The organism is Corynebacterium sp. NML98-0116 (assembly GCF_001767255.1).
Taxonomy (GTDB): Bacteria; Actinomycetota; Actinomycetes; order Mycobacteriales; family Mycobacteriaceae; genus Corynebacterium; species Corynebacterium pseudogenitalium.
The window spans coordinates 2,141,419-2,157,101 of sequence record NZ_CP017639.1 but is presented as its reverse complement, the minus strand read 5'-3'; the positions used below and the strand labels follow the sequence as shown (position 1 = coordinate 2,157,101).

Sequence of the window (15,683 nt, the reverse complement as noted above, 5' to 3'; positions counted from 1 at the left end):
GGTTGGGCCTGGTCGGTGAATTCGGAACCTTTTTGGTTTGGTTCCAGGTGGATCATTCGTCCGTGTTGGCGCGCTGCGCTGCGTCCCTTTTGCGTTTGAATGCGAAGACGTCGTCGGCGTAGAGGCGCCGGTGCGCCCCGACTTTGTGGCCGGCTAATTGGCCGGTGTCGATGAGCTTCACGACGTGAGGTCTGGACACGTGGAGGAGGTCCGCCGCCTGCTGGGTGGTGAGCTCTTTTTGTGCCGGAACAATTTCAACCGGCCTGCCCTCCGCCTCGTTGGCGAGCACTTCGCGTAGTGCAGAGGCAGCGGATCGTGGAATGCGTATCGGCTGCTGGGACCCATCGACGACAATGTCGACGCTGCTCGAGTGGGGTTGTGAAAGCGCGATGTCAAGGTCTTCGAGGGCCTGCTGTGCAATAAACGAAAAGGGGGTAATGAGCTAGGTCTGTTCCGTAAGTCGCATGATGTCTTTTCGTGCGCGGGCGACGCGGGAGCGGATGGTCCCGATGCGCACGCCAGCGATTTTGGCGGCTTCCTCGTAGCTGTAACCGAGCACTTGCGTGAGGACGATGGCTTCGCGCCTGTCGGGGGCGAGTTCGTTGAGGAGGTTGTGGGCGTCGATAACTTCGGGCCACAGGTTGGGGTCGTCAGTGCTGGGCTGTTGGTTGGCGACGTCGTCGTAGTCACTGTTGGTGGCGCGCGGGCGACTGCGGTCGTGGCGCACGGAGTCGATCCAGGTGCGGCGCGCGATGGAGAGGAGCCACGTGCGGGCGGTGGAGCGGCCGGCGAAGCGCGGGAGGGCGCCGAGGGCGCGCAGGTAGGTTTCTTGGGTGAGGTCGTCGGCGGCGTCGTGTCCTGCGAGGTGGGCGAGGAGGCGCCAGACGTCGTCCTGGGTGGCGGCGATGAAGTCGGTGAGGGCAGCTTTGTCGCCCCGACCTGCCCGGAGGGCGAGGTCGGTGACGTACTGGCTATCGCTGCTGTTCACGAATAAAAAGGGTACCAGTATTGGAAAAACCCTTGATGCCACTCTGATATTCGCGTACTGTATAAATCGAACCCTAACAATAAGGAGGGCCTAACAATGGCAGAGAAGAACGTAGACCACATCCTTTCGAACGGCGAACGTCCAGCGGGCAAGGGTCAAACCACCCAGCTCAGTGGCCAGCCCGTCCCATCGGAAAACGTGAGTGTTACGCAGGGCCGTCAGGGCGCGAATGTCCTGGATGACATTCACCTCATCGAGAAGCTTGCGCACTTCAACCGCGAGAATGTCCCCGAACGTATTCCACACGCGAAGGGCCACGGAGCATTCGGTGAGCTGCACATCACCGAGGACGTGTCCAAGTACACGAAGGCGAAGCTCTTCCAGCCTGGCACCGTCACCCCGATGGCTGCACGCTTCTCCACCGTTGCTGGTGAGGCAGGCTCCCCAGACACTTGGCGTGACGTTCACGGTTTCGCACTGCGCTTCTACACCGAAGACGGCAACTATGACATTGTCGGCAATAACACCCCGACGTTCTTCCTGCGCGACGGCATCAAGTTCCCGGACTTCATCCACTCCCAGAAGCGCCAGCCGAACTCCGGCCTGCGCGATGACGAGATGCAGTGGGACTTCTGGACCCGCACCCCTGAATCCGCCCACCAGGTGACCTACCTACTCGGCGACCGCGGCACTCCGAAGACCTCCCGTCACCAGGACGGATTCGGCTCCCACACCTTCCAGTGGATCAACGAGGAAGGCACCCCAGTTTGGGTCAAGTACCACTTCAAGACCCGCCAGGGCTGGGAATGCTTCACCGACGAAGAAGCCACCGAGAAGGCCGGCACGGACCCGGACTTCCAGCGCGAGGACCTCTTCAATGCCATCAAGGAGGGGGACTACCCAATCTGGGACGTCAAGGTCCAGATCATGCCGTTCGAGGAAGCGAAAGACTACCGCTTCAACCCGTTCGACCTCACCAAGACGTGGTCGCAGAAGGACTACCCGCTTATCGACGTCGGCTACTTCGTCCTCAACCGCAACCCGAAGAACTTCCACGCACAGATCGAGCAGCTGGCACTCGACCCAGCCAACTTGGTCCCAGGTGTCGGCCTGTCCCCAGACCGCATGCTTCAGGCCCGCGTCTTTGCGTACGCTGACCAGCAGCGCTACCGCATCGGCGCCAACTACAAGGATCTGCCGGTCAACCGCCCGATCAACGAGGTGAACACCTACGCAGAGCGCGGCTCCATGGCATACTTCTTCAACGAAGAGAACGAACCAAACTACAGCCCGAACTCCTACGAGAAGGGCGCCGGCTACCTCGACGACGGCGAAACCTCCGCCAGCGGCCAGGACCTCGGCCTCGCCGAGAACCTGTACGTCAACCCGGATCCGGAGGGCACCGACCTGGTGCGCGCCGCCTACGTCAAGCACGCTGAGGATGACGACTTCGGCCAAGCCGGCACCCTCTACCGCGACGTCTTCGACGACGCCGCCAAGGAACGCTTCGTGCACAACATCACGAACAAGATGATGGCGATCACCAACAAGGAGATCGAGGAGCGCGTCTACGAATACTGGGGCAAGGTCGACGCTGACCTGGAAACCAAGGTCCGCGAATCCTTCGCCGCTAAGCGCGCAGCGCAGCAGAAGTAGCGCTTAAGCCCTGAACGCTCACACCTAAAAACCCGCCAGGACGGTGACGTCCCGGCGGGTTTGGTGTTTGTGGGGTACAGACACGGCGCCACCCCGAGCGTTTTGTTCGTGTCGAGGTGTTAATGGAGTGCGATGCTGGTCGCCGGAAATCGGCTCGGGCGGGTGAAAATGCGCGACCTGCATTGCACTCCTTTAAGCCCACGCTATGAATGGTTTTGGGCGCCAGCAAACCCCAAAACCAGACCTAAATCCGGTAGTTCGGCCGGTTCGGGTGCCGGTCGCGCTTATCGGAGACGGTCACGCCGTAGAGGGTGCGGCCCATGATGAAGGAGCCGACGGAGCCGACGATCCATACGCCGGCGATGGCGATGATGGCGCGGAGGAAGTCATTGAGGTCGAAGCCGGTGGTGGACCAGGACCAGATCAGCTTGGCAACGACCAGGATCGGAAAGGCCAGGCAGACGGTTGGGCCGAGTAGGTTCGCGCGGGTTAGTGCGTCGGGGGCGCGCAGCTGCAGGAGCGCGGTGGCGACCACCAGTAGGGTGGCCACGATGACGAGCGCTGCGACGATGATTTCGATGATGGTCATTAGCGGCGTCCTCTCGTGATGATGCGGGCCATGGAGATGGTCGGGATAACGCCACAGACGAGGCCTGCGAGGATGGCGATTTCGTAGCCGATCATGGTCTGGGTCCAGATGGACCAGACGAGGAAGATGGTGACCATGGCGTAGAAAATGAGGTCGGCCATGACGGCGCGGGAAAGCTCGTCCTTGACCAGGATCAGACCAGCGAGGCCGACGAGCAGGCTGAGCGCCATGACGATGACGCAGCCCATGAGGATCATTTCAAACATGTTCTAGTCCATCCTTTCCGCTGGTGGCAGGGTGTGGTCGTCGGGGTCGCCGAGGTCCACGTAGGGGTCCCACCCGATGGTTGCTGGGTCCAACGGGGTGGCTTTGACTGCCGGGTTGATGCGCTCTTCCATGTCGATGAGGCCAGCGATCTGCTCCAAAGGGTCGCTGCCGAACGCGGCCTGCACCAGCAACACGATCGGGCCGTCTTCCTGGGCGGGGTAGCGCAGTCCAAGGGACAGGGTGCCCGGGGTGACGGTGATGGAGGTGGAGTACCAGAAGATCTGCCAGTCGGTGGTCAGGCGCAGCGGGTAGTAGATGATGATCGGGTCCAGCCCAGTGTTGGGTTTGAACGCGGCCGCGGCCGCGCTGAAGCCGGAGGCGAAGATTTCTTTGATGAGCCAGGCGGTGTAGCCCACGCCGTGTGCGAAGCGTTGCAGCATGGTTAGTTACCTCCTTGGAGGGTGTCCACATCGGGGATGCCGATGGCGTCGTCGCCGAGGACGGCGGTGGTGTAGGAGTCGACGTCGAGAAGACTGTCGACGGCCGCGGTGCTGGCTGCCCAGAGTGGGCCGGCGCCGATGAACATGCCGAGGGACATGAACATGAGCAGTGCGGACGGTGCGAGCAGCTTCGCGCGGACGTTGAGGGCCTTCGGGTAGTGCTGCATTGGGCGGCCCCAGAAGACGCGCTTCCAGACGCGCATCATGGACAGCAACGCACCGAAGGACGCGATGATGATGGTGGTGATTGCCACCCAGGAGCGCCAGTCGCCGGGTGTAGCGGCGGCGAGCACGATGGTGACCTTGCCGAAGAGGCCGGAGAACGGCGGGAAGCCGACGATGGAGAACGCGCCGGCGACGAAGACCGCGGAGGTGAGCGGGTCGCGGCGTGCGAGGCCGGACAGCTTCGAGATGGTGCCGGTGCCGTAGGTTTCCTCGATGGCACCGACGTTGAGCACGAGTGCTGCGATGGTGATCATGTGATGCAGCGTGTACATGAGGCCGGCGGCAAGCGCGTAGCGGGCGTCGTCGTTAGTAAAGGCCAGCATGATGAGGATGAACGGCATGCCGTTGACCATCTGGTAGCCCAGGACGCGGCGCATGGTGTGCTCGGCAAGGCCGGCGAAGCCACCGATGAGCATGGAGATCACCATGATGACGATGATCAGTGCGTTCCAGCGCGCGTCCATGTCGAAGATGACCACCCAGATGCGGAAGAGCATGTAGACGGCCACCTTGGTGTGCAGGCCGGAGAACAGGCCCATGACGGCGGCACTGGTGGAGGGGTAGGTGCGTGGCAGCCAGGTATGGACCGGGAAGACGCCGGCCTTGGCGGCGATGGCGATGACGACCAGGCCGGTGGCCACGGTGATCGGGCCGTTGCCGGCCGCGGCACCGCGCAGGGCGGCGATGTTGACGGCGCCGGCCACACCGTAGATGTAGCCCACGCCCATCACGAGCAGTGTCGATGCCGCCAGGTTCACCAGCACGAACGTGCGGGCGGACAGCAGGCGGTTGCGGGTGCCGGTCATGGCGATGAGGCCATAGGACGGCAGCAGCATGACCTCGATCATGACGAAGAAGTTGAACAGATCCGCGGTGAGCAGCGCGCCGGAGACACCAGTGATGAGCACCAGGGTCAGCGGCGTGAAGTAGCGCGCCTGAGTCTCGCCGGCGACGCTGGCGAACCAGTTGGAGGTCAGCGCCACGATCATGGTGGTGATCAGCATGATGGCTGAGAACTGGTCGGCAGCAAAGGAGATGCCGACGCCGCCCTGGTACAGGCCGATGACGTGGGCAATCGTGCCGTGTTCGGCGGTGTAGCCGTACAACCAGATGGCCATGCCGAGGTTGATGGCGGGGATGATCAGGCCCAGGGCGTCGTTGCCGCGTTTCCAGGGACTGAGCGTCGTCACTGCCGCCATGATCAGCGGCAGGGCGACGAAGACTGGGAGGATTGCGTCCGCACTCATGCGCGTGGTGCTCCTTCCGTTTTGTTCATCTTGTTCGGGTTGAGGCGCGCGGTGCGGCCTGCGGTGGACAGCGCGGACGGGCTTAGGCGCATGAGGTCGTAGGTGCCTGCGACGCCGGTTGGGTTGTCCATGGTGTCGTCATCCTTGCCGAGGGAGGCCAGCATGAGCAGGATCGTGGTCGTCGCCATTGCGATAACGATGGCGGTGAGCACGAAGGCTTGCGGCAGCGGGTCGGACAGGTCGGCGAAGGCGGTGCGGGAGGGGAATGCCTCGCCGCGCCAGGCGCCGATGCCGGTGGCCAGCAGTGTCAGGTTGGAGGCGTGTCCGAATAGGGACATGCCGAAGATGATGCGGACCATGCCGCGCTGGAGGATCATGTAGACGGACCCTGCAACCAGGACCGCGATGGTAAGTGCCATGACCATGTGGTTTACAGCTCCTTCGTGGTAACTGGGCGCGGGTTTTCCGCGGGGTTGAGTGGGGCTGGGTGGGCGTCGACAGGCTCGGCGGGTGCTTCCGGCTCTGGTACATCCGGCAGTGGGTTTTCGCCGCCGCGGGTGTAGGTGAGGTCGGAAATCTCGGTGCCGGGGCGTAGGTAGCCGCCGAGCGCGTTGAGCGCCTGCGTGACCATGCCGAGCACGGCGAGGTAGATGCCGAAGTCGAAGATGAGGGACGTCGTCATGTGCTCCCCAGCGATGGTGCCGTGGATGGCGTACATGAAGCCGCCTTCGAGGAACCCGAGGAAGCCGGAGCTGATGGCGATGATGATGCCCCAGCCCGTCAGCCTGATCGGGGTGAGTTGCTTGACGACGTACGCGTCCGCGCCACGGGACAGATAGTTGAGGCCGAACGCGGTGGCCAGTACGAGCGCTGCGACGAAGCCGCCGCCGGGCGCGGTGTGGCCACGGAAGAAGATGAGGACGGACAGCAGCGCCAGGATCGGTACGACGAGCGCGGACGCCTTGCGCAGTGGCAGCGAGTTGAGCTGCGACTGGCCGAATGGGCGTGGGCGGGTGCCGGCCTCGAACATGTGGCGTGGCATGGACCGGACGACGGCCGCGATGACTACTGCCGCCATGCCGAGCACGGAGAGCTCGCCGAGGGTATCGAAGCCACGGAACTCAACGATGATGACGGCGACGATGTTGTCGGCGCTGGTCATCTTGCCGCCCTCGGTGAGGTACCACAGGGCGAGGTCGGAGCGGTCGTGGCGGCCCAGCAGGGCATAGACGCCGAGGAAGGCGACCACGCCGGCGATGGCAGCGACGATGGCCGCGAAGACCTTGCGTGAGGTCGGGGTCTTGGGGAAGGTGCGTGGCTGGTAGCGCAGCACCACCATGATGATCACGACGGTCAGCGACTCGACGAGGAACTGGGTGAGCGCCACGTCGGGTGCGCCGAGCATGAGCATCTGCAGCGTCATGCCGACGCCGGTGGTGCCCAGCAGTACCGCCGCCGCGAGGCGGGAGCGGGTGCGTACCAGGCCGATGACGGACAGGGTGATGATGGCGAATGGGATGAGGTCCCACCACACGTCGATGCCTTCGGCACGTGGTGCGAGCGGCATGCCGTCGACACCCTCGGTGAACACCGCGGTGCTCACGCCAAGGACGAGGATGCACAGCACCGTCGGCAGCAGGTGGCGCGACGGGTTGAAGGTGTCCGCCATCGCGCCGAGCCAGCGCCCGACGGTGGAAAACGCGCGGACCATGGCATTGAGCAGGTCGTTGCCGCTGGTTGGCAGCAGCTGCTTGTTCTCGACGGCCTCAAAGAACGGCTTGCGCACGAAGAGGATGAAGCAAATGCCCAACACCAGCACCGCCAGCGAGACGATGAACGGCGCGTTCAGGCCGTGCCACAGCGCCAGGTGTGAGTGGAACTCGGTGTCGCCCGTGATGGTGCGTACGCCCGCGTTGATTGGGCTGTCCACCCAGCCGAGCATGAACGGCAGGAGCAGGGAGGTCAGGCCGGGCAGCGCGGCTGGCAGCCAGAGCGCGACGGGCGCTTCGGTGACGTGCGGCATGGGCTTGGTGCCGTCGATAAATGCGCCGAAGACGATCTTTGCCGAGTAGATGAAGGTCAGCAGGGCGGCGAGGCCTGCGACGGCGAGCAGGAGCGGGCCGAAGCGGGTGGCGTCGAACGCCGTGAGGATCGATTCCTTCGAGATGAAGCCGAACAGCGGCGGGATGGCGGCCATGGAGGCCGCGGCCACGCAGGTGGAGGCGAAGGTGAACGGCATCTGCTTGTGCAGCGGGCCGAGGCGGCGAATGTCGCGGGAGCCTGCCTGGTGGTCAACGACGCCGATGAGCATGAACAGGGAGGACTTGAACAGCGCGTGGGCCAGCGTGTGCACCATCGCGGCGGCGAGTGCCGCCGGGGTGCCGATACCGATCGCCGCGACGATCCAGCCCAGGTGGGAGACCGTGGAGTAGGCCGTCAGGTGCTTCAGGTCCGTCTTCGTGATGGCGAAGGCGGCCGACATCAGTGCAGTGAACAGGCCGGTGACCAGCAGCAGCGTGTTCCATGCGGTGACGTCGTGGAAGATGGTGGAGAAGCGCAGCAGGAGGTAGACGCCCGCCTTGACCACTGCCGCCGCGTGCAGGAACGCGGAGACTGGTGTGGCTGCCGCCATGGCTTCGGGCAGCCAGAAGTGGAAGGGGAACTGCGCGGCTTTCGTAAACGCGGAGAAGCCGATGAGCAGCGCCACCGTGGTGGTCAGACCTGGCGATTGCGCCCACACCGGCGAGGCGAGCACCGCGCTGAGCTGCGTCGTTCCCGCCGTGACGGAGACAACCGCCAGGCCAGCCAGGAGCGTTAGCCCGCCGAAGAAGGTCAGGATGAGCGTGCGGTAGGAGCCGGCTTCGCCACCGGAGCCGGAGCGCGCAATGAGCAGGAAGGACGCAATCGAGACGAGTTCCCAGCCGATGAAGAGGAGTACGGTGTCGTCCGCAAGCACGAGCAGCAGTACCGAGAGGGTAAACGCCGTCATAATGGTGTAGAAGCTGGTGTTGCCCTCGCGCTTCGGCAGGTATGCGGCCGAATATATAAGGACGATTCCGCCAATGATGAGTGCCAGCAACGCGAAGAAGATACTCAGGCCGTCCGCGCGCAGTGAGAACGCGATTTCGGTGCCGGGCCCGAGGATGTCATTGGCCCAGGTCACGGACCATGTTTCTATATTTCCTTGGGAAATGCTGGGAAATTCGCGGCCCAGCGTGATCGCTGCGGCGAACAGCAGGAGCGCCAGCGGCCAGCCTGCTTTCCTGTCGAAAACTCGCACGAGCAGCGGCGATAGCGGAACCGTCGCGGCCACGAATGCGAGCACGAGAGGTAGTGCCATGGTGAACCCTCTCTGAGTTTGGGATTTGAAAACTGTCAGTTGCTTTAAAGGGTAGCAACAAGCTTGGACAAGGCCACAACAACTTTGCCAACGTGCGGTGTGCCCTCCAGCCTTCATGCAGTTGCAGGGGTTACATTGTGCAACATGAAGTGGCGCGTGTTGTGTGTGTTGTTGGTGTGTATTGTGGCGGCGTTCTTGCCGTTGAGCCCGGTGAGTACCTGGATGTCCACGCAAGGCGACGCCGCCGCGCCGCAGCTGCCGTCGGATCGCGGCAACCCGAACGAGGCACGCCGCGCGGCGGGGGAGGCCAACACGCAGGCGGGCTTTCTCACGCAGGGCACCAAAGAGCTTGTCGACGGCACCTCCCAACTCACCGGCGGCGCCGACGAACTCGTCGCCGCGATCTCCCAGGCGCAGGCTGGTGCGCAGGAGTTGTCGGCCGGGATGGTGCAGCTACAGGCGGCGACGGGCCAGCTCGGGGGTGGCGCGACGGAGGTCGCGGACGCGATTGGCCAGGTTGTTGAGCAGGCCACGGCCTTCGATGCGGTGCGTGGCCAGGTCACCGCTGCCATCGACCGCGCCCTCGTATCGACGAAGGCCTCCAAGGACCCGGACGTCATCGCCGCACGCGAGCAGCTTCAACAACTGAAGGTCCAGGCGGACAATGCCCAGTTGCCGCCGGAGGTTGTCGCCCAGATGAACAAGCTGCGCGACGGCTCCCGCGAGGTAGCCAACCAGCTAGCGGTGCCGGGCTACGCCTACCACGACGGCGTCTACACGGCCACGAACGGCGCCCAGCAGCTGGCGAGTGGACTGACTCAGCTCAATAACGAGGCGCAGGGCGCGGTCGGCGGTATTGCACAGCTTGATGAGGGTGTCGCAAAGATTGACCACATGGCGAACCTGACCGCCGACCAGATTCGCGCGGTGCGTGGCGCGCTCCCGGCGCCGGCGGCGGCCCAGGCGGGCGTGGAGGGCGCAGCGCAGGAGCCGCAGGAGTCCTCGCTGGCCCCGGTCGCGGCGATGCTGGTCGCGGCACTCGTGGGGTTGGGCGGCGTCGGCGTCGCCGCGGCGGCGTGGCTGTCCCGCACGAGGCGCTGGCTGGCGCTGGCGCTAGGCGTCGTGCTCCTGGCGGTCGCCGGTTGGACCCTTGTGTTTATCCTCGGCCACAACTTGAGCCCGGCGACCCTGGGAATCGCGGCTCTCGCGCTGCTGTGCGGCGCAGCTGCCTCTACCGGAGTGACGACCGCGCTTGCGGCACTGTTTGGTCGCGGATGGGGGAGCCTGGTTGCGGCAATCCTGATAATTCTTCAGATGGGGGTAGTCGGGTGGGTTTGGAAAGCCGCCGCAGCTGCCCCTGTTAGTGGGGTCCTCGAGGCGCTTTCTTCGGCGATGCCGATGCACTGGCTGGCCGCGTCGCTCTCGAGCGCGGGCAATAACGGTTCTGCGCAGGCACTATGGATTGGTATCGCTATGAGCGCGCTCGTCGCGGCGGTCGGGCTGCTGGGCGGAGTACCGCAGCGACGTGACGTTGCGGTTCACGTGGAGGAATAATCCGAGCACACGGACATGGTTCCTACTTTCGGATGGGTTTGTGTTAATCTAGCGATGCTCATTTCAAGTAATAGGGGCTTGGATTGAGTGGTCTCCTTTCGCCCATTGTGGGCAAGAAAGGGGTTAGGGATGGGGAAGGCCCCGTCGGCTTCGGCTGGCGGGGCCTTCACTTATTGCCACTTATGCAACGTTAAGAGTGTACGAAGCGCACAGCCCGAATTACGCTGTTACTGACAAATCGTTGTGAAAAGTGAAGGGCAGCCACATGCAAGGCACATTTCCGGGCGCGGGGCGTCGGAAAGTACGTGTTGGAGTTACCGTAACGTCTGCGATAGCGCTCGCGTTGGGGAGCGCGGCTGTGGTTGTACCTTCCCCTGCTGCATATGCGCAGGAGAACTTGGCGTACACCGGTGCGGTGATCGGCGCTGAGCAGCAGACGAAGTCAGAGGGGCTGGGCGATGATGCATGCCGAGTGGTGCTGGAGAAGGACGATGGCGGCAAGGACGTTGCGGGTTTCAGGTTTGACGCGCTCAACCCTGGTGAGCACTCCGAGAGCGCAACTGAGTTCGGCATTCAGCTGCACTTCAACGCGGACAAGCAGCGCACCTTCACGGATACAGGGTTTAGCGATAGTGGGCCTGTTCCAGTCGAAGCTGGCGAGCTAGGCGTTGTCCCCGCGGGCGAGAAGCTCGATGGCGGTAACCCGTTCACGGTAAACAACGCTGCTGAGCCGGCGGAGATTACCGCTTCCCGAGTTCAGCGCAACTTGAACGGCGCGTTCCCCTTCACGGAACAGTTCCAGCAACAAGCCGTGAGCCCGGAAGGGCTCACCTTTGCGTGGAAAGGGGCTTACACAAAGGAAGACTCTGACCACAGGTTTTTCGAAGGCCAAAACTTCCAAGCTGACGCGAACGCAAACCCTTGGCCGAGCGAGACCGACGATTGCGTCCCCCTCAAACTTGATTGGGAGCACATTTCGAAGGCCGTGATCAAGCCGGGGGAGAAGGTCAAGATCGCCTCCGCTGGCGGGATGTTCACGGAACGCGACCTGGATCGTCTGCGCATACAGGTCGCGGACGGCAGCGGCAAGGTGTTCGAGCACGTCACCATCACGCGCGATGGCTCCGACTTCTTCCTTACCTGGCCGAAGTTCGCCGACGACGCCGAGCTCGACGGCCTCCAGGGCCTCACGTTTACCGCGGTTGCGCTGCCGCGCAGCGTCGAAGAGCTCGAGGCTATCGCTCAGAACCACGCGTACGAAGATACAAGGGTTGGGGTGACGGCCAGCTCCATTGCGCTGCCACGCTACAACACCGCCAACGAGCTCAGCTCGCACGCGATCAGCGTCGACGACACGCTCTACCACGATCCGCAGTTCACCAGGTCTGAGGTCAACATCACCTCCGGGATCTCAAAGGACGCGATTGTCTTCGAGGAGCTCCCCGACGCAAACGGGCACACCCTCGCCGACCTGAAAGAGAAGTTCGACGCCACCATCACCCTCGACGAGAGCCTCGTCTACGACGGCTGGACCGCCAAGTTCACCGACGAGGAAAAGGGCGACTATAGGGTGATCATGACGGCGCCGGAGGGCGTCGATAAGCCGACCCCTGGGACGTTTGCGCAGCCTGTGGTGCATGTTCGCTACTCGAACGGCTCTCAGGACGCGATCCCGCTGCTCGTTGTCGTCGAGCCGAATCACACGCAGCAGACCAACCTCGAGTACCCCGCGGAGCCAGTGCAGGGCGCCCAAAACACAACACTTACCGCGAAGGCGAGCCTGACGCGGGTGCTGGGCAAGGGGGACGTCATCAAGCCGAAGAAATTCGAGCTTATCGACGCCCCCTCCGACAAAGACGGCTGGAACGTCACAGTCGATAAGGAAGGCACCGTCACCGCGAAGGCGAAGGCAACCGTGCCGAACTTCACCACCATCAAACCCGTGGTGAAGGCGACCTACCCGGACGGCACGACCGACGAAGCTCCGGTGTCCTTCCAGGTGTTCTCGGACGTGAAGGTGCCGTCGTATGGCTCGATTTCGGGCAAGGCGACGGACAGCGTGACGCTCACGCCGACCGTGCCGAAGGTTGGCCTCGGCGGCAACGAAATCGACGAAACTCCGAACCGCTATACCTTCCCTAACGGCTCCCAGCAGTACAAAGTCGGCGACTGGAGCGTCACTCTCGACGCCACCACCGGCGAGCTGACCGTCACCATCCCGGACACTGCGCTGCCGGGCGCCTACATCACGGTGCCGGTGCGCACCCACTACGCCAGCGGCGCCGTGCCGCAGGAAACCACCGCCACCATCAACGTGATCGGCGACGGCACGGGCACCGACGTTGCGAACTACCCGCAGAGCTTCACCAAGCCCGGGCTGCCGGTCTCCTCGATGATCAGCACCCTGCTGGCGGACCCGGTGAAGGCGAAATACAGCCTGCCGGAGCAACTCCCGGACGGCTGGACGTTCGACGTGTCGAAGGAGGGCGTGGTCACGGCCACTCCGCCGAAGGACGCGCGGCCCGGTGACCAGGCGATCATCGACATCCACGTCCGCTACCCGGACGGCTCCGAGGCGGACGTCCCGGCGGCGTTCACCGTCGTCGGCGACGACAAGGGCATGAACAACCCGCGGTACCAAACCAAGTCGGGCAAGCCGGGCACCACGGTCACGAGCAAGCTGGACACTGGAAGCGTCCGGGACATTTCGGAACCGAAGTTCGCACTGATCACGGACCCGAAGGACAAGCACTACATCGCTCCGCCGCGTAACCTCCGGTGGGAGCAGGTCAAGATTGACCCGAAGACGGGTACCATCACCACCCCGGTCAGCGAGCGCGCCGTACCGGGCAGCTCCGCGGATATTCCGGTGCGCGTGACCTATAAGGACGGCACGACCGCCATCATCGTCGCCACCGTGGTCGTCCTCGGTGAGCAGCGCGCCGTCTACGAGCCGCGATACGAGCAGCAGGAGGCGAAGCCGGGCGTCGACAAGCGATCTGAGATCACCGAGCCCACCCGCATCCCTGCCCGCGACCTCGCGGAAAAGACGCCGTTCAGCGTGCCCGCGAGCCTCGACGGCTGGAAGCTCCGCGTCGACGACGCGGGCGTTGTCACCGCGACCCCGCCGAAGGACGCCGAGTCTGGCGACCACCTCAACGTCCCCGTCACCGTCACCTACCAGGACGGCTCGAAAGACGTGGTCACCGCCGCATTCGTTGTGGTCGGGGAGTCCGCGCCTGACGTCTCCTTCGACATCAACACCGAGTACGAAGTCATCGTGCCGTTTGAGACGCAGATCGTCTTCGACCCCACACTCGACGTAGGCACGCAGGCCGTCGACGCCGAACACCCCGGCGTGCTCGGCACCGACAAAGTGAACACGACCAGGACCATCACGAACTCCGAGGTGGTCAGCACACGCATCGAGCAGACGCGCATTGCGGACCCGCAGGACCGCATCGTGCGCGTTGGCACGAAGGAAACACCGGGCGTCACGCCGGAAATCCACTGGTCTGAAGAGACGCCGTACCGCGTCATCATCCGGGAAGACCCGACGCTCGAGGCCGGCACCCACAAGGTCGCACAGCGCGGCAAGGTGGGCAGGATCTCCTACAAAATTATCGACGGCATCGCGCAAAAACCACAGGTCGTGGACGCTGAGGACCAGGTCATCTTGGTCGGCACCAAGAAGGAATCCAAGCAGACAGAGCTACGCGAGACCATCCACACCCCCGTGCCGTTCGAGACCGAAATCCGCCAGGTAGACAGCCTGCCCGCCGGCGTGGTCAAGACCATCCAGGAAGGCTCCTACGGCCAAACCATCACGGAGAAGGCCTGGCAGCTTGTCGACGGCCACGTCGTCGGCAACCCCGTCGAACACACCACGACAACCAAGACCCCGGTCAAGCGCATCATCGAGGTCGGCGTCGGCCACATCGTGCCAACCTACGGCAAGGTCGTCCAGGAACCGGGCGCAACCGACGAGGTCCCTCTCCACGAGGGCTCCAAGGTTCCTTCCGACGCCACCTTCGAAATCGACCCCGAGTGGAAGCCAACCATCCCGGGCTGGACCGCCACCGTCGACGAGCACGGCCGCGTCTTCTCGACGCCACCAGCCGACGCCAAGCCCGGCGACTCCATCCTCATCCCCGTTCAGGTCACCTACACCGACGGAGCCATCCTGGTCGTTCCGGCATTCGCGGCCATCAAGGAAACCGACGAATCCCCGCACGTCAGCTACGCGTCCGCCTCCGTCCTTCCCGGCGAGACGAGTACTCAGCCTGCAACGAATGCCACCGACGGCAACCGCTACTCGGTACCCGACCGGGTCAATGGCTGGAAGGTGAGCGTCGACGAGCACGGCACCGTTACCGCGACCGCGCCGAAGTCCACCACCCCAGGCACCTGGATCCGCGTCCCTGTCACCGTCACCCCAGCCCACGGCGAGGCCTACACCACCCAGGCCGTCTTCACCGTGGCCAACGTGCCGACCGGGCCAGTTGAACCTACTTCTTCCGCGACTGCTGCGCCGGAGCCGTCCCCGACTGCCACTCCGACTGCTCCTTCAACTGCGCCGACTGAAGCGCCAGCACCGTCGTACCCGCCGGCCATCACCGCGCCGGGCGCGCCGACGTCCATCAAGATCAGCGGCCACACCGACGGCAACACCTACAAGCTCGGCGCCCTGCCGACCGGGTGGCGGGCCTCCGTGTCCGCAACCGGTGACCTGCTGGTCACCCCACCCGCCTCCGCCGAAGTAGGCGAGAAGGTCGACATCCCAGTCATGGTCACCACCGTCACGGGCGCAACGTACGAGGTGAAGACGGTCGTGGGGGTCATCGCGAAGGGCGGTGCAGCCCCGAGCCCGACCACGCGTGCGCCTTCTACGCCTACTCCCGCTCCCGCCGATTCATCTGCCGACGGCTCCAAGCGCTGCATGGCCAACATGTTCGCGCTCAACAGCCCGATCCTCTGGCTGCTACCAATCGGGCTCGCCGCCGCAGTTGGCATTGGCGTTGCGAACACGATGCAGCCCCAGATCAACGCCGCTCTTGGGCAGTTCAACGACTCCCTGCGCCACGTAGGCCGCGGGTTCGAGGACCAGATTGCCGCCGTCAACAGGCAGTTCGGCGTCGACGCCCGTCAGCTGCAGCCCGTTGCTATCGCGTTTGGAGCCATCGCAGTCGGCGGCCTGGCGATCTCCCTGATCGCCCAGGCATGCCAGCCCGAGGGCTTTGACCGTGGCATGACCGTCCTCGGTTCCTCCAAAGATGGTGAGCCAGTGCCAAAGGACGCATCTTCCAAAAAGTAGGCC

Annotated in this window: 11 protein-coding genes; 3 read left to right on the top strand and 8 right to left on the bottom strand. The window is 64.0% G+C overall.

Translation table 11 applies throughout. The annotated features are described in order from the left end of the window. Positions 1-52 precede the first annotated feature (52 nt). On the bottom strand, positions 53-289 hold the full coding sequence (locus BJP05_RS11495) for a helix-turn-helix domain-containing protein (RefSeq protein ID WP_168156204.1): 237 nt from the start codon (positions 287-289) through the stop codon (positions 53-55). Between the two features lie 153 nt (positions 290-442). Next, positions 443-988 (bottom strand): RNA polymerase sigma factor, encoded by a 546-nt coding sequence (locus tag BJP05_RS09955; RefSeq protein ID WP_070363268.1) that lies wholly within the window; start codon positions 986-988, stop codon positions 443-445. 96 nt (positions 989-1,084) lie between these two features. Here BJP05_RS09955 and BJP05_RS09950 point away from each other — a divergent pair, with 96 nt between their 5' ends. Continuing rightward, complete coding sequence (locus BJP05_RS09950; RefSeq protein WP_070363267.1) at positions 1,085-2,644, top strand: catalase; 1,560 nt, start codon at positions 1,085-1,087, stop codon at positions 2,642-2,644. A 244-nt stretch (positions 2,645-2,888) separates the two neighbouring features. Here BJP05_RS09950 and BJP05_RS09945 read toward each other — a convergent pair whose 3' ends face one another. Genes BJP05_RS09945 through BJP05_RS09920 form a run of 6 tightly spaced genes read right to left on the bottom strand, consistent with a single transcriptional unit; the run spans position 2,889 to position 8,812 of the window. Then, positions 2,889-3,233 (bottom strand): Na+/H+ antiporter subunit G, encoded by a 345-nt coding sequence (locus BJP05_RS09945; protein WP_070363266.1) that lies wholly within the window; start codon positions 3,231-3,233, stop codon positions 2,889-2,891. Then, entirely contained in the window at positions 3,233-3,499 is a 267-nt protein-coding gene (locus tag BJP05_RS09940) for a cation:proton antiporter (protein WP_070363265.1), read from the bottom strand. The genes BJP05_RS09945 and BJP05_RS09940 overlap by 1 nt, the downstream gene beginning before the upstream one ends. Before the next feature lie 3 nt (positions 3,500-3,502). Continuing rightward, positions 3,503-3,940 (bottom strand): monovalent cation/H+ antiporter subunit E, encoded by a 438-nt coding sequence (locus BJP05_RS09935; RefSeq protein ID WP_083329363.1) that lies wholly within the window; start codon positions 3,938-3,940, stop codon positions 3,503-3,505. A 2-nt stretch (positions 3,941-3,942) separates the two neighbouring features. After that, the gene (locus BJP05_RS09930) at positions 3,943-5,472 is read right to left on the bottom strand and encodes a monovalent cation/H+ antiporter subunit D family protein (protein WP_070363264.1); all 1,530 of its coding nucleotides are present in this window, start codon (positions 5,470-5,472) and stop codon (positions 3,943-3,945) included. Then, complete coding sequence (locus tag BJP05_RS09925; protein WP_070363263.1) at positions 5,469-5,897, bottom strand: cation:proton antiporter subunit C; 429 nt, start codon at positions 5,895-5,897, stop codon at positions 5,469-5,471. The genes BJP05_RS09930 and BJP05_RS09925 overlap by 4 nt, the downstream gene beginning before the upstream one ends. Before the next feature lie 5 nt (positions 5,898-5,902). Beyond that, positions 5,903-8,812 carry a DUF4040 family protein gene (locus BJP05_RS09920; protein ID WP_070363262.1) on the bottom strand — a complete coding sequence of 970 codons (2,910 nt, stop codon included), beginning with the start codon at positions 8,810-8,812 and terminating at the stop codon, positions 5,903-5,905. 144 nt (positions 8,813-8,956) lie between these two features. On the opposite strand from BJP05_RS09920, the gene BJP05_RS09915 reads away from it, so the two are divergent. Together BJP05_RS09915 and BJP05_RS09910 are read left to right on the top strand one after the other, a co-directional pair. Continuing rightward, on the top strand, positions 8,957-10,366 hold the full coding sequence (locus BJP05_RS09915; protein ID WP_070363261.1) for a hypothetical protein: 1,410 nt from the start codon (positions 8,957-8,959) through the stop codon (positions 10,364-10,366). Between the two features lie 265 nt (positions 10,367-10,631). Further along, positions 10,632-15,680 (top strand): YPDG domain-containing protein, encoded by a 5,049-nt coding sequence (locus tag BJP05_RS09910; RefSeq protein ID WP_084028628.1) that lies wholly within the window; start codon positions 10,632-10,634, stop codon positions 15,678-15,680. Positions 15,681-15,683: the final 3 nt, after the last annotated feature.